This window comes from Aestuariivirga litoralis, from assembly GCF_003234965.1.
In the GTDB taxonomy this organism is placed as follows: domain Bacteria; phylum Pseudomonadota; class Alphaproteobacteria; order Rhizobiales; family Aestuariivirgaceae; genus Aestuariivirga; species Aestuariivirga litoralis.
Genome location: NZ_QKVK01000001.1, coordinates 130,332 through 151,740, shown reverse-complemented (window position 1 = coordinate 151,740; position 21,409 = coordinate 130,332). Strand labels below are relative to the sequence as shown.

The window sequence follows — 21,409 nt, the reverse complement described above, 5'->3', positions numbered from 1 at the left end:
TCTCAGGCGCCCCGCGACGGGCGCACGGTGACCGGGGTGCCGACGATCACCTGGTCGAAGAGTTCTGCGATGTCCTGGTTCAGCATGCGGATGCAACCCGATGACATGGCCTTGCCGATGGAGTTCGGCTCGTTGGTGCCATGGATGCGGTAGAGCGTATCCTGCCCGCCGGCATAAAGGTAGAGGGCGCGGGCACCGAGGGGGTTGTCCGGGCCGCCGGGCTGGCCGTTGACCCATTCGCGGGCGCGCGGGTCACGCTCCACCATCTCGCGCGGCGGCACCCAGCGCGGCCAGCGCCGCTTCATGCCGATCTGGGCATGGCCCTCCCAGGCGAAGCCGGCGCGGCCCACGCCCACGCCGTAGCGCATGGCCGAGCCATAGGCGAGCACGTGGTAGAGGAAGCGGTTGTCGGGGTCGACGACCAGTGTGCCCGGCTCCTCCGGCCCGTCGAACTCCACCATCTGGCGGCGGAACTGCTTCTTGATCTTGCGGTCGGGGATGACCGGCACGGGAAAGTCGATGGGGCTTTCGGCCGGGGGCAGCAGCGCGGGGTCGAAGAGTTCGCCACCAGTGTCGCCCGCTTCCATGCCGCCGCCGAAGGGGTCTGCCTCGTTGCCGTAGGACTGGGCGGAGGCGGTCCTGCCGCCGAGGCCGAGTGCGAGCGAGGACAGAAGCAGGCGGCGGCGCGACAGGCGCGAAATCATCAACTCAACCCCAGAAAATCACAAGCCGTGAGGCCAAGCCTATCCCGCGCCGCAAGGGCATCACTTGGGTGAGCCTGTGGCCCAAATGTGGCGGGAGCCAGCCTTGCGGCCAGCGCCTAGCCGGCGGGCGAGAACACGGCCTTGCCGGCCTGGTAGGTGTTGGGCGTGGTGCCGCGCGAGAAGGGATAGCAGCTCATCGGCACGCCACCCGGCAGCCAGGGCGGCGAGGGATCGAAGCTCTCGCAGAGCTGGCCGTCCTTGGTCATCCACTTGCCCTTGGTGCGGCCCTTGCCGTCCACCTCGACGAGCGAGGAGCCGTCCTCGGCATAAAGCGTGGTGCCGGTGTTGTTGGGGCCCTGGAAGCGCCAGCTCTTGCCGGCAAGGGTCGAGCGGATCTCGGCCGCGGTCATGACGGAGGGAACATCGGTGGTGCTGGACTTGTCGCCGCCCGGAAAGCTCGAGCAGCCCGCCAGCGCCAGGGCCACCAGCGCAACCGCCGCCAGCCCGCGTCCATCCTTCACCCAGAACTGCATCCGATGATCCCCAAAATTGCCCCAACGGGCCTTACATACACAATCGCGGCGGGCAAGAATAGGCACCCGCGGACAATCACCCGCTAGACCTTGAAAACGCGGCAGGATTTTGGCGGAGGGGCGCCGCCCTCAGCCCTTGCGGCCCGCGCCGGACTTCTTGCCGCCGCCATCCTGCTTGTTGACGGTGGCCCAGGCCCGCTTCTCCGCCTCCTGTTCCGAGACGCCCTTCTTCGCGTAGCCTTCCTCGATGTGCTCCGCCTTGCGCTTCTGCTTGTCGGTATAGGCCGACTTGTCGCCCTTGGGCATGGCTGCCTCCTGCGTGATGAGAGGGACGGAAACGGCAGGCGCGGCATGCGGGTTCCGGCAGGAAAGGGGGCATCGGGTCCCCCACCCCTGACCCCTCCCCACAAGGGGGAGGGGAACGAGGAACGGGCGCATCAGAACTCTGTGCCCTCCCCCTTGTGGGGAGGGGAAGGGGTGGGGGTCGTGCCGCTGGCAAACTGAAGGAAAGCTGGGCCCCGGCCTTCGCCGGGGTGACGAAGCGAGGGAAACTCACCGCCATTGCCCCCGCCACCGCGCATCAATACACTCCCTCCGCGTGCAGCAGGGGGCAGGGCGATGGGCGAGTCACGGGCGACACTGAAACAGGCCGTTCTCGCGGCGCTGGGCTACATCGCGATCATGGCGGTGGGCATGTTCACCACCGGCCATGTCTTCGGCTATGAATACGGCACCACCGAAATGGTTCTTGTGCTGGCCCCCTTCGAGGTGGCGCTGAGCCTCTATGCCATCGTCATGGCGCGGCGGCTCTTCGGCGGCTGGGACTGTGGCTTCCACCCGCTGGACGCGCGCGGCCTCGCCTGGATGGTGCCGAGCTTCGCCGTCATCGCGGCGCTCTTCTTGGCACTCTTCGCCACCGGCACCCCCACCGTCTCGCTGGTGGCGCTGGTGCTCGTCGCCACCAACCTGCTGATCGGCTTCTCGGAGGAGCTGATGTTCCGCGGCGTGGCGCTGCGCGGCGCGCTCACCGCCCTCTCCACCGGCAAGGCCATCCTGCTCTCCTCGGTCCTCTTCGCGCTGCTCCATGCGGTGAACGTGCTGGCGCTGATGCCGGTGGAGGCGATGGTCCAGCAGCTGGGCCTCACCTTCGTCTTCGGCTTCGCCATGGCCTGCTTCGCCCTGCGCGCCAACAGCCTCCTGCCCGTCATCGCCTTCCACATCCTGTGGGACATGGTGCAGTTCCTCGGCGGCCTGTGGCAGGCGGATTTCGGCAACCTTGTCATCATCGGCATCATCGTCAGCCCGGTGGTGGCGGCGGGGTTGTGGTGGGCGGTGTTGCGGAAGAGGGAGCAGGGGCGGGCGGCCTAGCTGTCCTTCCGCAGAACAACACCCCTGATGCCGTCACCCCGGCGAAGGCCGGGGTCCCGCTTTGGGCAGCCGACTGAAATGCTTTACATGAAAGATGTCGTATAAAAATATTTGACTTTATCAGCCGCGACCCACATCTGCGTTGCGATGATGTGGCGACTTCCGCACCTCATAGATTTGTCTCCCTTCGCGTGCGCCCATCTGTCATGGGCGTTGCTGCTCATCGCTCTTTTCGCGATGCTGGAGTGGGCGCGCGACCTCAATCTGGCAATTGTCTACTTCTTTTCCTGCGTCGGCTACTTCCTTTACAAGCATCATTCACACTACAAGTTTCTCAGCCTTACTGGATCATCGACGTCATCCTCGGCTTGGGCGCGACCTACATTTTCATAAGGTTTATCTGGAACGTATGACCTGACACGCAGCCAAGAGAGAACACCGCATGCCCCACTGGCCCCTGCACCCCATCAATGCCCGCGGCCAGATCGCACCGCATGAAGCGGCGATCCGTCATTTGGTGGCGGTCGGATGGCAGCCTTCGCCGCATCCCTGACGCCAATTTTTTGTGAAATTATTGAAATAGAATGAATAATAAATCGAGTAAGACTAAGTGGAAGACAAACAAAATCACTTCGATATCTGGTTTTGGCTCGGATTGCTTGCAGGTGTGAGCTTAGCCGCGATTCTGTTCACGTCACCACTTGAGGCCACGTTCCATAAGTGGTTGCAGCAATATCAGACATTAGTGAGTGCTGTACTCGCTCTTTCAGCCGCATGGTTTACCGTTAAGGCGGCGCGTCTACAGATAGAGCACGCAATGCACTTGGAGGATGCGAAGAATAATCAGAGACTGCTAGCCGCACGAACCCTTATCCCATTCGCACTGAGCGATATTGAGGTGTTTTGTACAACTTCACTCGAAAGACTCTATGAGATTGAGGCGTGGCGCGATACTGGTCCCGCATTCGCTACTCCTATTGGACAGACCCGATTTGTGATGGCGCAATTGCCAGAATCGGCCTTCCAGAAGTTAAGAGACGTTGTCGAAGTAGCTCCTTTGGACGTATCTATTGAGCTGGGACGTCTGCTCTCAAGTATTCAGATTTCTACATCGCGATTGGCTGACCTAGAGAAATGGGTGATAAACGCCGCTCTCACCGAGAGCGAAGAAAGCATATTGTATGAGCGCATGGTCGACTTGTTCAGGATAAGCGCTCGCGCGCATCGATTTTATGGATACGGCAGACTTATCACAAACAAAGTGCGGACAGGTGAATTGCAACGAGATGAAATTCTCGACGCTCTAGCTGTTCTCAGACGAACCTCTTCTCCGAGAATGCTGACCAAAAAGATCGAGTCTTTTCCAACTGAGACTTGATCTTATCATCTTCCTCTTACTCTTTGGCTGCCGCCAGTTCTGCCGCTTCAGTCTGCCAGCGGGCGGGTCTTGCCTGCGTGGTGGCTGGCCAGGGCCTCGTCCGCCAGACTGTCGAGGCGGCCGGACTCGGCGTCGGACTCGAGCTGCTTGTCCCACAGCTCGGCCTGGTATTCGGCGAACCACTGGGCGAGTTTCGCCACCTCGCCGGGGGTGAGGCTGGCGATGTCCTGTTCGATTTTCTCGAGCTTGGTCATGGGGGGAGAATAGCACGGAGGGGGAGGGGTTTCGACCGGGCTTGCGGATCGAGACCCTTGGCTCGAGGCTTGTGCGTCAACCCAGCAACGTGCCGTCACCCCGGCGAAGGCCGGGGTCCAGCTTCGGGCGGTCGTCACGCGGACAGCTGGATCCCGGCCTTCGCCGGGATGACGGTCTTGGGGTCGCCGGGATGACGGGTGTAGATGGGACGGCGGTCGTGGGGAAGAGCAGCAAAATCTACCTCTTCTTCTTCGGCCCCCGATACGCCCGCGTCCCCGGCTTGCCCGCCGTCGAGCTCGCCTTGCGGTCCCCCTTCGGCTGCGGCCAGCTTGCTGTTGCGTCCTTGATGTTGCTCTGGCGCACCGTGGGGTCGTCGATGACGGCCAGTTCCACGGCCTTCAGGCGTTTCACCTCGTCGCGCAGGCGGGCGGCTTCCTCGAACTCCAAATTCGCGGCGGCTTCGCGCATTTTCTTTTCGAGGTCGGCCAGGACCTTTTCGAGGTTGTGGCCGATGAGCGGGCCGTCGTCGAGGAGGCCCGCGTCGGCGCGGACGTGGTCCTGTTCGTAGACGCTCTTCAGGATGTCGCCGATGTTCTTCTTCACACTCTGCGGGGTGATGCCGTTGGCCTCGTTATAGGCGACCTGCTTCTCGCGGCGGCGGTTGGTTTCCGCGATGGCGCGTTCCATCGAGCCCGTCATCTGGTCGGCATAGAGGATCACCTTGCCGTCGACGTTGCGTGCGGCGCGGCCGATGGTCTGGATCAGGGACGTCTCGGAGCGCAGGAAGCCTTCCTTGTCGGCGTCGAGGATGGCGACGAGGGCGCATTCCGGAATGTCCAGGCCCTCGCGCAGCAGGTTGATGCCGATCAGCACGTCGAAGGCGCCGAGCCTGAGGTCGCGGATGATCTCGATCCGCTCCAGCGTGTCGATGTCGGAATGCATGTAGCGCACACGGATGCCCTGTTCATGCATGTATTCCGTCAGGTCCTCCGCCATGCGCTTGGTGAGCGTGGTGACGAGGATGCGGTAGCCCTTGAGCGCCGTCTCGCGGCACTCGGCCACGAGGTCGTCCACCTGGTCCTTGACCGGGCGGATGATGACCGGCGGGTCGATGAGGCCGGTGGGGCGGATCACCTGCTCGGCGAAGACGCCGCCGGTCTGCTCCATCTCCCACTTGCCGGGCGTGGCGGAGACGCAGACGGTCTGCGGGCGCATCGCGTCCCACTCCTCGAAGCGCAAGGGGCGGTTGTCGATGCAGGAGGGCAGGCGGAAGCCATATTCGGCCAGCGTGGCCTTGCGGTTTAAGTCGCCGCGGAACATGCCGCCGATCTGCGGGATCGTCACATGGCTCTCGTCGATGAAGACCAGCGCATTGTCGGGGAGATATTCGAAGAGCGTGGGCGGCGGCTCGCCGGGCTTTCGCCCGGTCAGGTAGCGCGAATAGTTCTCGATGCCCGCGCAGCTGCCGGTGGCCATCATCATCTCGATGTCGAACATGGTGCGCTGCTCGAGGCGCTGGGCCTCCAGCAACCGGCCGGCGCTGTTGAACTCGTTGAGGCGGATGCGCAGGTCGTTCTTGATGCGGGCGACGGCCTGTTCCAGCGTGGGCTTGGGCGTCACGTAATGCGAGTTGGAATAGACCTTGATCTGCTCCAGCTCCGCCATCTTCTGGCCGGTGAGCGGGTCGAACTCGGAGATCGACTCCACCTCGTCGCCGAACAGCGAGATGCGCCAGGCGCGGTCCTCGAAGTGGGACGGGAAGAGCTCGATCGTGTCGCCGCGCACCCGGAAGGTGCCGCGCACGAAATTCCCGTCATTGCGCTTGTAGTGGAGCGCCACGAGGTCGGCCAGCAGCTGGCGCTGCGGCGTGCGGTCGCCCTTCTTCAGCTGGAAGGCCATGGCCGAATAGGTCTCGACGTCGCCGATGCCGTAGATGCAGGAGACCGAAGCGACCACCACCACGTCGTCGCGTTCCAAGAGCGAGCGCGTGGCCGAGTGGCGCATGCGGTCGATCTGCTCGTTGATGGCGGATTCCTTCTCGATATAGGTGTCGCTGCGCGGCACATAGGCCTCGGGCGTGTAGTAGTCGTAGTAGGAGACGAAATACTCCACCGCGTTCTCGGGGAAGAAGCTCTGGAACTCGCCATAGAGCTGGGCGGCCAGCGTCTTGTTGGGGGCGAGGATGAGGGCCGGGCGCTGCGTCTCCTCGATCACCTTGGCCATGGTGAAGGTCTTGCCGGAGCCGGTGACGCCGAGGAGCACCTGGTCGCGCTCCATCTGGGCCACGCCATTGACCAGCTCGCGGATGGCGGTCGGCTGGTCGCCGCGCGGCTCGAATTCCGAGACGATCTTCAGGCGGCGGCCGCCATCGGACTTCGGTGGCTTCGGCGGCTTGACGGGGGTGAAGCTCGACAGCGGCACGAATTCCGGCCGCAGGGGGCCGAGGCCCCCGGTGATGGACTCGGCGGAGTCGAGATCGAGCGGCTGCGGCGCTTCCGCGAAGCCGCCTTCCTGGCGTGAATGTCCCATGATGGGGGGAATATAGGGCGGGGGAGGGGAATCGGGAAGGGCGGATGAGGGCCCGTCCTACCGCTTCGCCCGCTCGCTGCCGTTGGCCTCGCGCTCGAGATATTCCGCCGTCAGCGGGTCGATGCTGGAGGAGAGCCACTGCGCCATGTCCTCCTCCTCGCGCAGGTTCTCGCGCAGGATGCGGGTGGTTTCGACGTCGCCCAGCGCGGCGGCGGCGGCGATGAGGATGCGGTAGGCGCCGATCTCGTAATGCTCGAAGGCATAGCCGGCGAGCAGGCCCTTCATCACCTCGTCGCCCGCCATGGAGCCCATCAGCCCCTGCGCCAGGGTGGCGAGGCTCGCCACCGTGTCCTTGAGCGCGGAGGTGGAGCCGCCGAGGCGGCCGATGGCATCGTCCAGGCGCTGCGCCTGGTGCTGGGTTTCCTTCAGGTGCTGGGCGATGCGCTTTCTCAGATGCGGGTAATGCTCGATGCGGCTTTCCATGCCGGAGAGCATGGTCTCGGCCTGTCTTTCCATGGCATGGGCGTCGCGCAGCCACTGCATGAGGCGTTCGTCGGTTTCCTGTCGGTCGTCGGCCATGGCACATCCTCCGGTTTGGTCCGGTGCGGAACGGCGGCGGGGTGCGATGGTTCCGCCAATAGCCAAAGCCCGCGTCTTCTGGCATGAGTGCGGGCCATGAAACAGCTTGCTCCCGCCCTGCTTGGACTGCTGCTCGCCGCCGCGCCCGCCGCGGCCGACGGCACGCTGGTGCCCGCCGCGCAGGCGCTTGCCGAGCTGCGCGCGGCGCTGGGCAAGCAGATCGACGTGCGCTTCTCCGAGGCCTTCGTGAAGGACCACCTGGCGAAGGCGGATTTCGACGGCGTCACCGTCTATGGCGTCAGCGCCGAAAGCCTGTGCCTCTATGGCCAGGACAAGGGACTGGAGGCGGGCGACCCGAAACTCGCCGCACTCGCCTCGCCCGATGGCGGCGGCGATGTCTGCGTGCCGCTGGCCGATGTCAGCGTGCGGGTGGCCCCGCATGAGCCGGTCGAGGGCGCCTCGCCGGTGCCGTTCTATTCAACCGACAGGGCGGCCTGCAACTGGGTGTGGCGCCAGGGCAGCGACCTCGGCCTGTGGACCGAGACCTGCAAGTTCGACACCGGGCTGTGGGGCGTCACCTACAACGAGCGGGACAATCTCTTCGCGCTGCGGGTGGATGACGGCGAGCCCTATACCGTGCTGCAGGAATTCCGCGAGCCGGGCGGCCCGCCCGCCCTCCTCGACACGCTCAAGCAACAGGGCCTCGTGCTCGATGACCCCCAGTGCCAGATGGCGCAGGTCAATGACCAGCCCGCGCCCGCCGGCTGGACCGCCTGGCAGGTGGTTCCCACCGGCAGGATGAAGGAGGACTTCGATCGGCAGGTGCAGGAGGAAATTCCGGATCCGCCCTGCGGCCGGCTGGGCTATGCGGTCGACTCGGTCGGCTTCTTCATGGTGAAGGACGGCGCGCCGGACCGCATCCTCTATGCCAATCTCGGCCAGGACGGCACCATGATCGACCTCGCCTCCATCCGCTTCAAGTAACAGCAGAAGTCCCCTGATGCCCGCCCTGACCTCGCCCTACGTGCTGCCCATCCTGATGCTCGTCGCATCCAACGTGTTCATGACCTTCGCCTGGTATGGCCACCTGCACTACACCAACAAGCCGCTGTGGGCGGCGGTGATCGCCAGCTGGGGCATCGCCTTCTTCGAATACTGGCTCGCCGTGCCCGCGAACCGCATCGGCTTCGAGGTCTATAACGCGGCCGAGCTCAAGACCATCCAGGAGGTCATCACCTTCGTCGTCTTCTCGGTGTTCTCGGTCTTCTATCTTGGGCAGGCGATCACCGTGAACCATGCCATCGGCTTCGCGCTGATCTGTGCCGGCGCCTTCTTCGTGTTCCGCGGATGAACTACCGCCACGCCTATCACGCCGGCAACCACGCCGACGTGCTGAAGCACGCGGTGCTGGCGCGCCTGATGGTGCACATGGCGAAGAAGGACAAGCCCTTCCGCGTCATCGATGCGCATGCCGGCATCGGGCTCTATGACCTCTCCGGCATCGAGGCGGGCAAGACCGGCGAATGGGAGGGCGGCGTCGGCAAGCTGGCCGATCCCTTCGATGCCGAGGTCGAAGCGCTGCTGACGCCCTATCGCGAGGTGATCGCGGCGCTCAACCCGGCAGGTGGCCTGCGCCATTACCCGGGCTCGCCCGAACTGGCGCTGCGCCTGATGCGGCCCCAGGACCGGCTCATCGCCAACGAGCTTCACCCGCAGGATGCCATCGCGCTGGAGCGTGAATACCTCCGCGACCCGCGCTGCGACGTGACCTCGATGGATGCCGAGACCTGCCTCAAGGCCAAGCTGCCGCCGCCGGAGCGCCGCGGCCTCATCCTCATCGACCCGCCCTATGAGGTGAAGAACGAGGCGGAGAAGACGGTGCGTATGCTGGGCCATGGCATCCGCCGCTTCCTGCAGGGCGTCTTCGTCGTTTGGTATCCGCTGAAGGCCGATGCCACGGCCGAGACGATCCTTGCCGGCATCCGCGAGATCGGCCTGCCCGGCACGCTGAAGGTGGAACTCCGCGTGCGCGAAGCCTTCGGCGCCGGCGGACTGGCGGGCTCCGGCCTCGCCATCCTCAACGCGCCATGGAAGCTCGACAGGGAGCTCGAGATCCTGGTTCCCGCACTGGCGCAGCGCCTCGGCCTCGGCAACTGGGGCAAGGGCGAGGTCTCCTGGATCAATAAGCCTACTTGAGATTGCTGGCGCCGCCGCATTTCCCGAGGCATCACGGGACATGGCGCTAGGCCTGTGCGGGCACCCATGCTTATCTGCGCGCCTTGTCCAGGCTGCCGCAGAGCAGCCGGTTCCCGGGGGTGAGTGACTGATGGCGAAGCGGCCTTCCTACCTGCAATTTGCGAATGACGAGACGCCGCCGCCGCTCTCCACCGCCATCCTGGCCTTCCAGCATTCGGCCATCGTCCTCATCAATCTCGTCTATGTGGTGATCATCACCAAGGCGCTGAACCTTTCGGCGGCAGACCAGTTCGCCATGCTGTCGACGACGCTGCTGGTCTGCGGCCTGGGCACGCTGCTGCAGGCGAAATTCGCCTCGAAACTGCTGATCGTGTTCCACCCCAACCCGATCTACATCCCGCTCGCCATTGCCGCGGGGCTGACGGCGGGGCCGGGCGGCATCGCGGTGCTCCTGCTCACGGCCGGCATCGTGCAGTTCGTCTTCGGCTCGCTGGTGCGGCGGCTGCGCGTGTTCTTCCCGCCGGAAGTCTGCGGCGTGGTGGTCATCATGCTCGGCGTATCGCTGCTGCCGGGCACGCTGCGCGGCATCGTCACCCAGTCGGTGGACAAGAGCTTCCTGCATGTCGAGAACGCGGGCCTGGTGGTGGCGCTGGTGACGCTCGCGGTGGCCTCGGCCGGATCGGTTTGGCTCAAGGGCATGGCGCGCTTCTTCTCGCTCCTTCTGGGCTGCGTGGCCGGCATGATCGTGGCCTATGCGCTGGGCGTTTGGCAGCCGGGCGACGCGAAGACGGGACTGGACGTTCCGGCCTTTGCGCTGCCGTCCATCCACCTGCCCGGCCTCACCTTCGACATGGGGCTGGTCTATCTCGCGGTGGTGGCGGCATTGGTCAACGTCGTTGACGAGTTGGGCGTGCTGATCGGCACCGAGCGGCTGGACGATGCCGACTGGCGGCGGCCCAACTTCACCACCATGTCGAAGGGCCTGCAGGCCTCGGGCGTTTTCACCGCGCTCTCGGGCCTGCTCGGCGGCACGGCGGTTGGCATGTCATCGGCGAACCTCACGCTCGCCTATGCCACCGGCGTCACGTCGCGCGCCGTCGCCATGGCGGCGGGCGGACTGCTGATGGCCGTCGCCTTCGTGCCGCTGGCGCTGAAGCACGTGCTGTCGCTGCCGGATGCCGTCGTGGCAGGCATCCTGTTCTATGCGGCGTGCTATTTCATCGTGTCGGGTGCGGAGCTTGCGCTGTCACGCATGCTCTCGCCGCGGCGCGCGCTGGTGATCGGGCTGTCGGTCGGCGCAGGTGTGCTGCTGCAATCGGTGCCCGCCCTCACCACGCGCTTCGCCGGAACGTCCATTGAGCATGTGCTGGCGCCCATGACCTTCGCCACCATTGTGGCGATCGTGCTGAACCTCGTCATGCGCATCGGCATCCGCCAGCAGGAGAGGATGGTCTTCAGCGCCGCGGGCGAGGACAGCGATGCCGACGAGATCATGCAGACCCTGGGCGAGCGCTGGGGCATGCACCGCCAGACGGGTGCGCGCGCCGCTGCCGCGATGCGCGAGACGCTCGACCTGCTGGGCGGCATTGCCAAGGGCCCGATCGACTGCACCATCTCCTATAACGAGCTCGTGCTGGCGATGCGCTTCGTCTATGACGGCCGCCCGCTGGTGCTGCCGGGCAGGGCGCCCGACATCGATGAGCTCACCGACAGCCCCGACGGCGTCCTGCGCATGGGCGGCTGGATCCTGCGCAAGCTGTCGGACTATTCGACGGTCGCGCAGTCGGGCGGCAGGCAGCAGGTGCAGCTGGCCTTCGAGTGCTGATCGCGCGGAACGTGAAGTTCACGCTCCTTATGCGCATTCATGGCGAAACTTGCATGTGATAAGCAGGAGGCTGCTTTCAGGGAGGCTGGGATGGGCTTGCTTCGCGACCGACTTGCCGTTGTGCTGTGCCTGAGTGCCCTTGCTGCTGCGGCGCCCGCCGCGCTGGCCGGGCCCGGTGCCGAACTTGCCATCGGCAAGTTCGATGCGCCGGTCGCCGTGCGGGATACCGCGACGGGGGCGACCTACAACCTGTTCATCGAGGCGCGCGAGAAGGACCCGGGCGGTGGCGGCGACCTCACGCTGCTCATCTCCGACAGCCCGGCGAACCTCTGCTCGGTGCATGGGCCGACGCCCGAGTCGCTGGCGGGAAGCGCCTTCGCGTATGGCAGCGGCAACGAGGACTATGCCTTCGAGTGCGGCACGGCCTATGGCCAGACGGTCAGCATCAATGGTTGCAAGGCCACCGTGCAGGCGCACGGCTTCGTGCACCAGGACAGGCCGCTCACCAATTTCCTTGGCATGACCACGATCGACGTGGCGCTGTCCAAGGCCAATGGCGTCTACAAGGTCAATATCCGGTACTGGACGCCGGGCGGCGTCCGCAAGATCGCGGGATCGCTGCCGCCCGGGGCCTATCGCCAATGGGCAAGTTGCCCCTGAGCAGGCCCGGGGGCGGCTGCGCCGGCTGTCAGTGGCCGGCGTTGATCGCTGCGTTCAGCTCCTGGTACTCTTCGCAGGTGGTGCCGCAGCTCTTCGCAATCGCCTCGAGCTGCGCCATGGCGAGGTCGACGCGGCCGGCGGCGAGATAGCCTTCGCCCAGATATTCGCGCGCCAGGTTGAAGTTGGGGTCGATGGCGAGCGCCTTCTGGTAATATGTGATGCCGATGTCGAGGCGGCCGGCCTTGCGGTTGGAGTAACCAAGGTAGTTCAGCACCCGCGGGTCCTGCTGGTCCTGGATGGTCGAGAGCACCGCGATGGCCCAGTCATAGCGGGCTTCCTTGGCGAGCGCGCGGCCCTGCTGGTAGAGCTCCTCGTCCGGCAGCACGCCGGACTGGGCCTTCACGCATTTCTTGGACTTCTTGTTCCAAACCTGGCCGGTCTTGCAATTCTTGGCGGCGGGCGAGGCGTTGGCGCCGCTGCCGCTGGCCCCGTTGCTGCTGCCGCTGCTCTTGCCGCCACTGCTGCTGCCCCCGCTGCTGCTGCCGCCGCTGCCGCCGCCACCGCCGTCGCCGCCGCCTGCGGCATAGGCGGGCGCTGCAATCGCAAGAAGAACCGTCAGGGCAAGCGGAACGAGACGTGACATGGAATCCTCCCGGGTTTTGGGTCCTGCTCCTGATACGCAGGCGAAGGCCGTGCCATTCCACACGATTTGGTGATCAGGCCGGCCGGTCCGGCGCCCAGCGGTAGATCCACTCGAGCCGCCCCAGCGCATAGGAAGGGCCGGCCAGCCGGAGCGCCAGGTTGCGCCCCGCCGCCAGCACCCCGGAGGCATGGTAGATGCGGCTCATGCCGCGCGACTGTTCCTGCACCCGGGCGGTGCGCTCGCGCCGCTGGGCTTCATAGGCGCGGAAGGCCTGGGCCACGTCCGGCGTGCGGGCCGCCTCGCGCGCCATGACGACGGCGTCCTCCAGCGCCATCACCGCGCCCTGGGCGAGGAAGGGCAGGGTGGCATGGGCGGCATCGCCCAGCAGCGCCACGCGACCCTTGCACCAGTGCGGCAAGGGCGAGAGGTCGGCGCCGGGCCAGCGCGTCCAGGTGGCGGGAGCCGCCAGCAGCAGGCTCAGTTCCTCGCACACCGAGGACAGGCGCCGCGCGACCTCGCCGGAGGGAGCCTGGGTCTTCCAGCCGTCGTCCGGCAGCGTGCCGTCGACCGCCACGACCACGTTGAAGTTGCGCCAGTTCGAGACGGGGTAATGCACCACGTGGGCGCCGGGGCAGACCCACAGGGTGACGCAGTCGGCCTCGATCTCCGGCGGCACGCGGTTGAGCGGCATGAGGCCGCGATAAAGGATCACGCCACGCGGCGTCGGCTGGATATCGCCCGCCACCGCGGCGCGCAGGCCTGAGCGGATGCCGTCTGCCGCCACCACGGCCGCACCCCGGGCAGAGGCGCCATCGGCGAAGTGGAGCTCGGTGGCAGCGCCGGTGTCAGCGACTGCCGTGGCGCGCTTGCCGGGGTTGAGCTCGATGGCAAAATTGCGCCTGGCGGCGGCCAGCAGGCCGGCCAGCAGGTCGGCCCGGTGGCAGACGCGGTAGGGTGCTCCGAAACGCTCCTCGAAGGTCTTGCCCAGCCGGATGCGCTGCAGGAGGGCACCCGACAGGCCGTCCCGCATGTGGATTTCGGAGGGGATGACGCAGGCGGGCTCCACCGCATCCCAGGCGCCCAGCGCCTTCAGCGCGCGCACGCCGTTGGGCGACATCTGGAGGCCGGCGCCGATTTCCTCGAAGGCCTGGGCCTGTTCGAACAGGCGCACGGCCCGGCCGTGGCGGGCCAGCCCCAGGGCTGCCGCCAGTCCGCCGATGCCGCCGCCGGCGATGAGGATGGGATGGTCGTCCATGGCCGCCTTTTAGCTCAATCCGCGGCCTGTTGAAGTGCGGCGGATTGAGGCTTGCCCCCGGGCCCGGCAGAGCCTATTCAGCCCGAAAAATCGAAAGGTTACCGCCATGGGCTTCATCTCCGATTCGCTGAACCGCATCCAGCCGTCCGCCACCATCGCCATCTCCAACAAGGCGATGCAGCTGAAGGCCGAGGGCAAGAACGTGATCGGCCTGGCGGCGGGCGAGCCCGACTTCGACACGCCGCAGAACATCAAGGACGCGGCCATCAAGGCGATCCAGGCGGGCAAGACCAAGTACACGCCGGTTGACGGCATTCCCGAACTCAAGAAGGCGATCGTCGACAAGTTCAAGCGCGAGAACAGCCTGGACTACAAGGTCTCCCAGGTCTCGGTGGGCTCGGGCGGCAAGCAGGTGCTGTTCAACGCGCTGATGGCCACCGTGAACCCCGGCGACGAGGTGATCGTGCCCGCCCCTTACTGGGTGAGCTACCCCGACATCGTGATGCTGGCGGGCGGCACGCCGGTCTTCGTCGAAGGCAAGGTCGAGAACGGCTTCAAGCTGCAGGCGGCCGACCTCGAGAAGGCGATCACGCCGAAGACCAAGTGGCTGATCCTCAATTCGCCGTCGAACCCGTCCGGTGCGGCCTACTCGCGCGCCGAGCTGAAGGCCCTGACCGACGTGCTGCTGAAGCACCCGCATGTGTGGGTGCTCTCCGACGACATGTACGAGCACCTCGTCTATGACGATTTCGAATTCACCACGCCGGCGCAGGTGGAGCCGAAGCTCTATGACCGCACGCTGACCATGAACGGCGTCTCCAAGTCCTATTGCATGACGGGCTGGCGCATCGGCTATGGCGCGGGGCCGGAGCAGCTGATCAAGGCGATGAGCAAGCTGCAGTCGCAGTCGACGTCGAACCCGTCCTCCATCGCGCAGTGGGCGGCGGTCGAGGCGCTGAACGGGCCGCAGGACTTCATCGCCAGCAACAACGAGGTGTTCAAGCAGCGCCGCGACCTCGTGGTCTCGATGCTGAACCAGGCCAAGGGCCTCAACTGCCCCACACCGGAAGGTGCCTTCTATGTCTATCCGTCCTGCTTGGGCTGCATCGGCAAGACCGCACCCTCGGGCAACGTCATCCGCAACGACGAGGATTTCGTGACCGAGCTCCTTGCGGCGGAAGGTGTCGCCGCGGTGCACGGCGCGGCCTTCGGCATGTCGCCGTTCTTCCGGATTTCATATGCGACCGCGACCGAGACGCTGGAGGACGCCTGCAAGCGCATCCAGCGCTTCTGCGGCAACCTGCGCTGAGGAGACAACGCGATGAACATGTATGATGCCTCGGTTCCCGTCTTCGTCCACTTCCTGCGCTCGCTCTCGGTGATCCTGAAGAAGGCGGAAGTGCATTGCACGGCGAAGAAGATCGATCCGTCGGTGATCCTCTCGGCGCGGCTCTTCCCCGACATGTTCCCGCTGACCCGCCAGGTGCAGATCGCCTCGGACGCCGCCAAGGGCGCCGGCGCGAGGCTCACCGGCATGGCCGTGCCGAGCTGGGCGGACGAGGAAAGGAGCTTCGAGGAACTGCAGGCCCGAATCGCCCGCACCATCGCCTTCCTGTCGGACTTGAAGGCGGAACAGTTCGACGGGGCGGAAACCCGCGAGATCTCGCTCAAGGCGGGTGGGCGCGAGTTGAATTTCAAGGGTTTCGCCTATCTCGAGACCTGGGCGAAACCCAACTTCTACTTCCACGTCACCACCGCCTATGCCATTCTCCGCCACAACGGAATCGAGTTAGGCAAGCCGGATTTCCTGGCGGGCGGTCAGTAACCACGCGTGAAGCGAACATCCCACAAAGGACGAAAACCATGAAGAAGATTGCTGCCTCGCTCCTGGCCCTTGGCCTCCTCACCCTGCCGGCGCATGCCGACGGCGGCGTGAAGCTCGGCATGCTGGTGTGCGACGTGTCGGGCTCGATCGGGCTGATCCTCGGCGGCACGGAATCCGCAAGCTGCACCTTCCAGGGCCCCAACGGCACCGAGTATTACAAGGGCCGCATCACCCAGGTCGGCCTCGACATCGGCGTCACGGCCGGCGCCATCATGTCCTGGGCGGTCTTTGCGCCGGGCCAGGTGGGCAAGGGCGCGCTGGCGGGCACCTATGCCGGCGCCACGGCGGATGCTTCCTTCGCGGTCGGCCTCGGCGCCAATGTGCTGGTCGGCGGCTCGCAGCAGTCGATCGCGCTGCAGCCGGTCAGCGTCGAGGGCCAGGCCGGCGTGAACGTCGCCGCGGGCCTCGCCTCGTTCAAGCTGGAATACGTTCCCTGATCTGCCGGAAATGGCGGTTAACCGTGTGGATTAACTGCCATTTCCGCTGACCCTACCGGGCCGGTCCAATTCCTGACACAATATCGGCCTCTAGCCTGCACCGTCCAATAGGAGACTTAAGAATATGAAGAAACTGGCCATTGCGGCTCTTCTCACCCTCGGCCTCGCGGCCTCGCCCGCCTTCGCCAAGACCACCGGCGTCAAGATCGGCGTGCTGAACTGCGACGTGTCGGCCGGCGTGGGCATGATCCTCGCCTCGTCCAAGACGGTGAAGTGCACCTTCGACCGCGCTGTGGGCGGCAAGGAATACTACAAGGGCACCATCGAGAAGCTCGGTGTCGACATCGGCTTCACCGGCAAGGGCGTGATGTCCTGGGTCGTCTTCGCCCCGGGCCAGATCGCCAAGGGCGCGCTGCAGGGCCGCTATGCCGGCGCTTCGGCTGAAGCCTCGGTGGCAGTTGGCCTCGGCGCCAACGTGCTGGTCGGCGGCGGCAACAAGTCGATCGCGCTGCAGCCGCTCAGCGTGCAGGCCCAGACCGGCCTGAACGTGGCTGCCGGCATCGCCGCGCTGCGCCTCAAGGCCGTCAAGAAGTAACCATCCGGATTTCTGCGCGAAGGGCCCGGCGGCGACGCCGGGCCCTTCTGCGTTTCGGAATTTCCTTGCCGGGCGTCCGGAACGGAGTCAGTCTTCAGGGCGTGGAACCGCCCCGGCGTGGTGACACAGGCTAGAAGAGGGCGGTCCTTCGCTGCACTGAGTTCAGCAGTCAAAGGAGCATTGTCCATGGATACCCAGAACGGCAGAAGGCCCTCGGGCTCGCGGTGCGTGGCACTGGTGGGCCCCTACCTCAGCGGCAAGACCACTCTCCTCGAAGCCATCCTGTTCCGCACCGGCGCCATCGCGCGCCAGGGCAGGGTGTCCGACAAGTCCTCCGTCGGCGACGCCGCTCCGGAAGCGCGCGCCCACGGCATGTCGATCGAACTCAACGCCGCCACCACGAGCTATCTGGGTGACAGCTACACCTTCCTCGATTGTCCCGGCTCCGTCGAATTCGCGCAGGACCAGCGCGCCGCACTGGCGGGTGCCGATGTCGCCATCGTCGTCTGCGAGGCGGATGACAAGAAGGCGCCCGCCCTGCAGCTGATCCTCAAGCAGCTCGATGAGATCAACCTGCCCCGCATCCTGTTCATCAACAAGGTGGACAAGTCAGATTCCTCGCCGCGCAACGTGCTCGAATGGCTGCAGCCCGCCTCATCGAAGCCGCTCATCCTGCGCCAGCTCCCGATCATGAAGGGCTCGATCGTCACAGGCTTCGTCGACCTCGCCCTTGAACGTGCCTTCGTCTACCAGGAGCATCTCGAGAGCAAGCTGATCGACATGCCCGCCGACATGGCGGAGCTCGAGAAGTCGCAGCGCTTCGCCATGCTGGAGCGGCTGGCTGACCATGACGACGAGCTGATGGAGCAATTGCTCTCGGACATGGAGCCGCCGCGCGACCGCATCTTCGGCGATCTCGCCAGTGAGCTCGCAGACGGCTTCATCACGCCCGTGCTGTTCGGCTCCGCCGAACATGGCACCGGCATCGAGCGCCTGCTGAAGGCGCTGCGCCACGAGGCGCCCGGCATTGCCGAGACTGCGAAGCGGCTGGGCCTCAAGGCCAATGGCACCACCGTGCAGGTGCTGAAGACCTTCCACACCGCGCATGGCGGCAAGCTGTCATTGTCACGCGTGCTGTCAGGCGAGGTCGCCGATGGCGCCGTGCTGCATGGCGCGGATGGCCAGGACAGCCGTGTCGCCGGCGTCTTCACGCTGATGGGCTCCGCGCCCAGCAAGGTGCAGAAGGCCGTGGCGGGTGACACCGTGGCGCTGGGCCGCCTCGAGGCTGCCCATACCGGCGAGACGCTCTCGACCACCAGGGGCAACACGCCGCAGCTGGTGACGGTCGAGACTGCTCCCGGCGTCTATGGCTTCGCCATCTCGGTTGCCGACCGCAAGGACGAGGTGAAGCTGACGAGCGCCATCGCCAAGCTCTGCGAAGAGGACCCCTCGCTGTCGCTCGAACATAACCATGACACGCATGAGATGGTGCTGTGGGGCCAGGGCGAGATGCACCTGCGCGTGGCGCTGGAAAAGCTGCAGGTCAAGTTCGGCGTCCACGCCAATGCCAAGCCGCGCCGCATCGCCTACAAGGAGACGATCCGCAAGCCCGTGCAGATCCGCGGCCGCCACAAGAAGCAGTCGGGCGGGCACGGGCAATATGGCGACGTGGTGGTGGAGATCGCACCGCTGCCGCGCGGCTCCGGCTTCCAGTTCACCGACACGATCACCGGGGGCGTGGTGCCGAAGCAGTATATCCCGGCGGTGGAGCAGGGGGTGCGCGAGTGGATGGGGCATGGGCCCCTGGGCTTCCCCGTCGTCGACTTCGGCGTCAACCTGTCGGATGGCTCCTATCATGACGTCGACTCCTCCGAAATGGCGTTCAAGACGGCGGCGCGCATCGCCATGACGGAAGGCATGCCGCAATGCTCTCCCGTGCTGCTCGAGCCCATCGTGCAGGTGGAGATCCATGTCCCAAGTGATGCCACCTCGCGCGTGAACCAGATCGTCACCGGCCACCGCGGGCAATTGCTGGGCTATGACGGCCGCGACGGCTGGCCCGGCTGGGACACGGTGAAGGCCCACATGCCCGAGTCTGAAATGGCCTCGCTGATCATCGAACTGCGCTCGGCCACCTCGGGCGTGGGCACATTCACCTTCACGCTCGACCACATGGCCGAACTGACGGGCCGCGCGGCGGAGCAGGTGGTGGCAGGAAGGAAGGCGGAAGCGGCTTAAGGGGACGGAGGGTAGCGGCCTCCGGTTCCGCGAGGCCGCTACCAATCTAAACCGCAGCGGGTTGTTTCTCCCGTTCTGTTGCTCTAGGCTGGACCTGACAGGGGCAAACTCGGCATGCGGAATGGTTAAGTCTCGGGCAGGCGACAGTTCTGCGCTGTCTGGCGACACAAGGGTCCAGGATGTCGCCCTTACCTTCGTCAGTGCGGTTCTTGCTGTCGCCGCCGCCGGCGCACCGCTGCTGTGGGAGCCGCGCTTCTTCTACACCGATGACTACCAGACCTACTTCATGCCCTTGTTCCATGAGGTGGCTCGCCTTCTGGAAACTGGGGAGTTTCCGTTCATCACGGACCGCATCTGGAGCGGGGGCGCAATTCTTGCGGAATACCAGCTTGCGGTATTCAATCCGGTGTCCCTCGCTCTTTATCTGCTGATTGCGAACATCGGTCCGGCCCCCGCGGCAGCAGCAGTTTACTCCCTGTTTCATATCGCAGTCTTCGCCGCCGGAATCTACTTCCTGTGCCGCGCTCTGCAATGCAGGCCTTCGCTTTCGATGATGGCCGCCGTGACCGCGTCGACGAGTGGATGGCTGCTATACTGGGGTGCCGGCAACTGGATACCTGCACTCGTCAGCCTGGCGTGGATGCCCTGGGCGGTCGGTTCGCTGCTGCGCCTTCATGGCGGTTGGCAGTGGTTTCTCCCTGCGGCGTTCAGCGTGGCCTTGGTGCTGGTATCGGGCTGGCCCTTTGCCGTGCTGGCCTTCACCACCGTGGTGGCGGTGGTGTGGCTGATGACGGTATCTTGGCAATTGAAGGGCAATATCAGGCGCTGCGTACCGATCTATCTCGCGCTCCTCGCGGGTGGGTTGCTGGCTGCCCCCGCCGTGCTTCCGATGGTCCCCTATCTGCTCTACAGTGAGCGCCTGGTCGACGCAGCCCCGATCTGGCAGTCAAGCCTCGCGGCGCTGCTGGCCGTTGGCTTGCCGTTCGACAGCACGGTGTGGGACACATTCTACGGCAGAGAGGTCGTCGCACTCCCGATGACCTATGTCGCCTGGTTCATTCCCGTTGTGCTCGCGAATGCCAGCCTGGAACGAATTCTGAAGACACCGGAAGAAGCGGCCCTGCTTGCCGTGGTCATCTGTCTGGCCGGTCTGTCAATGCTCCCCCAGCTTGGGCATTTTCGCTGGATGTTCCGGCTGCTTCCCTACTATCAGATCGCCTTGATCGTGCTGACTGCGCTTGTTCTCAGCAGGCGCGGGGAGACCATCGGCTTCCGGACGCTTCCCACGGCACTTGCCTTGCTGGTGCCGCTTGCGGTTTCGCTTCTGACCTTGCCCGGGATGACCGTGGTCTATGCTGGATCGACGGTACTTGTGTTGCTCCTCATCATCGCAACCACATTCCTGGCGCGGGGAAGGCGGGGCACCTGGGCCGGACTCGCACTGCTGAGCAATGTCCTGGTCGTCTGGGCGGCGAGTTACAGTTTTGTCAGCGCTGGCTTTCCATCCTATCCGACCAAGTTCCTGTCACCCTTTTCCAACCGGGAAGAGGCCGCAAGCGCTGTGCCGAGCCGGCGCATCGCGCTCTTCTCCAGGGCGGGGCTTGCAGGCGCCGAAGCCGATTGGCGCGATTTCAGACCCGGCAACTCATCCCTGTTCGACAGCGTCATCAGCATCAATGGCTACAGCGCCTTCTTGCCCAAGCCCTTCCGCGAGCAGTTCTGCTTCGACTATCTGGGCGGTCTGACTTGCGACGATATCATCGACCGCCTGACGTTGCCCGTCGAAGGCCTGGGCAGCAGCCTTCTCGATCTCACGCGTACGGAGGTCCTCGATATCCAGTCTCCACAGATGGCCGAGCAGTTCAGCCGCGTCGCGGCGGGCGGATGGCGGTCCAGCATCAAGCCATCGGGAGCAACGGTGTTCAGCCGCCAGATTGACGCTGCTGGCCCCGCCGATCCAGTTTCCTGGCAATCGCCAGGCGTGCAGACGGAGGTTCTCTCGCAGTCACCACGGCGCATCATCGTCTATGTCGCGAATGACGCTGCGACCGAGGCGACGCTGGTCCTGGCACGGGCCTGGTATCCGGATTGGCACGCGCGGCTGAATGGCGTTGAGTTGCCGGTCGAGGCGGTGCGCGGACTGCTTGTTCAGGTCAGGCTGCCCGGCCAGACTCGTGGGCAAGTCGTCATTGAATACTGGCCTGCCGGGCTGACCATGGGGTTCTGGATGGCTGCAGCAGGTGGCATCCTTGCTCTTGGCGGCCTTGCGTGGTCGCTCCGGATGCGGGGTCGACCGTGCGCCGTCCCTGCCAATCGTGAAGCATGAATG

General features: G+C 65.3%; 20 protein-coding genes and 1 pseudogene. 13 read left to right on the top strand and 8 right to left on the bottom strand.

What is annotated here, in order from left to right; genetic code table 11:
* Positions 1-2: 2 nt before the first annotated feature.
* From DK847_RS00760 to DK847_RS20490, 3 genes and pseudogenes are all read right to left on the bottom strand, one after another.
* On the bottom strand, positions 3-704 hold the full coding sequence (locus DK847_RS00760) for a L,D-transpeptidase (protein WP_193548166.1): 702 nt from the start codon (positions 702-704) through the stop codon (positions 3-5).
* Between the two features lie 116 nt (positions 705-820).
* Positions 821-1,237 carry a DUF995 domain-containing protein gene (locus DK847_RS00755; RefSeq protein ID WP_111195713.1) on the bottom strand — a complete coding sequence of 139 codons (417 nt, stop codon included), beginning with the start codon at positions 1,235-1,237 and terminating at the stop codon, positions 821-823.
* A gap of 138 nt (positions 1,238-1,375) precedes the next feature.
* Positions 1,376-1,543, bottom strand: a pseudogene (locus DK847_RS20490) (plasmid stabilization protein); the annotation flags it as partial.
* Between the two features lie 312 nt (positions 1,544-1,855).
* On the opposite strand from DK847_RS20490, the gene DK847_RS00750 reads away from it, so the two are divergent.
* Together DK847_RS00750 and DK847_RS00745 are read left to right on the top strand one after the other, a co-directional pair.
* Positions 1,856-2,605: a CPBP family intramembrane glutamic endopeptidase gene (locus DK847_RS00750; RefSeq protein WP_111195712.1), complete on the top strand. Its 750-nt coding sequence runs from the start codon at positions 1,856-1,858 to the stop codon at positions 2,603-2,605.
* Between the two features lie 610 nt (positions 2,606-3,215).
* Positions 3,216-3,983 (top strand): hypothetical protein, encoded by a 768-nt coding sequence (locus DK847_RS00745; RefSeq protein ID WP_111195711.1) that lies wholly within the window; start codon positions 3,216-3,218, stop codon positions 3,981-3,983.
* A 47-nt stretch (positions 3,984-4,030) separates the two neighbouring features.
* Here the strand turns inward: DK847_RS00745 and DK847_RS00740 are convergent, their stop codons facing one another.
* The 3 genes from DK847_RS00740 to DK847_RS00730 all read right to left on the bottom strand — a co-directional run bounded on the left by DK847_RS00740 (position 4,031) and on the right by DK847_RS00730 (position 7,346).
* The gene (locus DK847_RS00740) at positions 4,031-4,237 is read right to left on the bottom strand and encodes a hypothetical protein (RefSeq protein WP_111195710.1); all 207 of its coding nucleotides are present in this window, start codon (positions 4,235-4,237) and stop codon (positions 4,031-4,033) included.
* Between the two features lie 238 nt (positions 4,238-4,475).
* Positions 4,476-6,767: an excinuclease ABC subunit UvrB gene (uvrB, locus tag DK847_RS00735; protein WP_111195709.1), complete on the bottom strand. Its 2,292-nt coding sequence runs from the start codon at positions 6,765-6,767 to the stop codon at positions 4,476-4,478.
* Positions 6,768-6,824: 57 nt separating this feature from the next.
* A complete protein-coding gene (locus DK847_RS00730) occupies positions 6,825-7,346 on the bottom strand; it encodes a ferritin-like domain-containing protein (protein WP_111195708.1) in 522 nt (173 codons plus the stop codon).
* Between the two features lie 96 nt (positions 7,347-7,442).
* Here DK847_RS00730 and DK847_RS00725 point away from each other — a divergent pair, with 96 nt between their 5' ends.
* The 5 genes from DK847_RS00725 to DK847_RS00705 all read left to right on the top strand — a co-directional run bounded on the left by DK847_RS00725 (position 7,443) and on the right by DK847_RS00705 (position 12,027).
* Positions 7,443-8,330, top strand: coding sequence for a hypothetical protein (locus DK847_RS00725; RefSeq protein ID WP_111195707.1), 888 nt, complete (start codon positions 7,443-7,445; stop codon positions 8,328-8,330).
* Positions 8,331-8,346: 16 nt separating this feature from the next.
* Positions 8,347-8,697 (top strand): DMT family protein, encoded by a 351-nt coding sequence (locus DK847_RS00720; protein ID WP_111195706.1) that lies wholly within the window; start codon positions 8,347-8,349, stop codon positions 8,695-8,697.
* Entirely contained in the window at positions 8,694-9,542 is an 849-nt protein-coding gene (locus DK847_RS00715; RefSeq protein ID WP_111195705.1) for a 23S rRNA (adenine(2030)-N(6))-methyltransferase RlmJ, read from the top strand. The genes DK847_RS00720 and DK847_RS00715 overlap by 4 nt, the downstream gene beginning before the upstream one ends.
* Before the next feature lie 130 nt (positions 9,543-9,672).
* Positions 9,673-11,367, top strand: coding sequence for a uracil-xanthine permease family protein (locus tag DK847_RS00710; protein ID WP_111195704.1), 1,695 nt, complete (start codon positions 9,673-9,675; stop codon positions 11,365-11,367).
* A 90-nt stretch (positions 11,368-11,457) separates the two neighbouring features.
* On the top strand, positions 11,458-12,027 hold the full coding sequence (locus tag DK847_RS00705; RefSeq protein WP_111195703.1) for a hypothetical protein: 570 nt from the start codon (positions 11,458-11,460) through the stop codon (positions 12,025-12,027).
* Positions 12,028-12,055: 28 nt separating this feature from the next.
* Here DK847_RS00705 and DK847_RS00700 read toward each other — a convergent pair whose 3' ends face one another.
* Both DK847_RS00700 and DK847_RS00695 read right to left on the bottom strand, forming a co-directional pair.
* Positions 12,056-12,670 carry a tetratricopeptide repeat protein gene (locus DK847_RS00700; protein WP_111195702.1) on the bottom strand — a complete coding sequence of 205 codons (615 nt, stop codon included), beginning with the start codon at positions 12,668-12,670 and terminating at the stop codon, positions 12,056-12,058.
* 73 nt (positions 12,671-12,743) lie between these two features.
* Entirely contained in the window at positions 12,744-13,925 is a 1,182-nt protein-coding gene (locus DK847_RS00695; RefSeq protein WP_111195701.1) for an FAD-dependent monooxygenase, read from the bottom strand.
* A gap of 106 nt (positions 13,926-14,031) precedes the next feature.
* Here DK847_RS00695 and DK847_RS00690 point away from each other — a divergent pair, with 106 nt between their 5' ends.
* The 6 genes from DK847_RS00690 (at position 14,032) to DK847_RS00665 (ending at position 21,406) form a co-directional block, all read left to right on the top strand.
* Positions 14,032-15,234, top strand: a complete 1,203-nt coding sequence (locus DK847_RS00690) for a pyridoxal phosphate-dependent aminotransferase (protein ID WP_111195700.1) — start codon at positions 14,032-14,034, stop codon at positions 15,232-15,234.
* 12 nt (positions 15,235-15,246) lie between these two features.
* The gene (locus DK847_RS00685; RefSeq protein WP_204508189.1) at positions 15,247-15,750 is read left to right on the top strand and encodes a DUF1993 domain-containing protein; all 504 of its coding nucleotides are present in this window, start codon (positions 15,247-15,249) and stop codon (positions 15,748-15,750) included.
* A 38-nt stretch (positions 15,751-15,788) separates the two neighbouring features.
* Positions 15,789-16,247: a DUF992 domain-containing protein gene (locus DK847_RS00680; RefSeq protein WP_111195699.1), complete on the top strand. Its 459-nt coding sequence runs from the start codon at positions 15,789-15,791 to the stop codon at positions 16,245-16,247.
* 124 nt (positions 16,248-16,371) lie between these two features.
* Positions 16,372-16,842 carry a DUF992 domain-containing protein gene (locus tag DK847_RS00675; RefSeq protein ID WP_111195698.1) on the top strand — a complete coding sequence of 157 codons (471 nt, stop codon included), beginning with the start codon at positions 16,372-16,374 and terminating at the stop codon, positions 16,840-16,842.
* Between the two features lie 186 nt (positions 16,843-17,028).
* Positions 17,029-19,080 (top strand): elongation factor G, encoded by a 2,052-nt coding sequence (locus tag DK847_RS00670; protein ID WP_111195697.1) that lies wholly within the window; start codon positions 17,029-17,031, stop codon positions 19,078-19,080.
* A 121-nt stretch (positions 19,081-19,201) separates the two neighbouring features.
* Entirely contained in the window at positions 19,202-21,406 is a 2,205-nt protein-coding gene (locus DK847_RS00665; RefSeq protein ID WP_111195696.1) for a hypothetical protein, read from the top strand.
* Positions 21,407-21,409 lie beyond the last annotated feature (3 nt).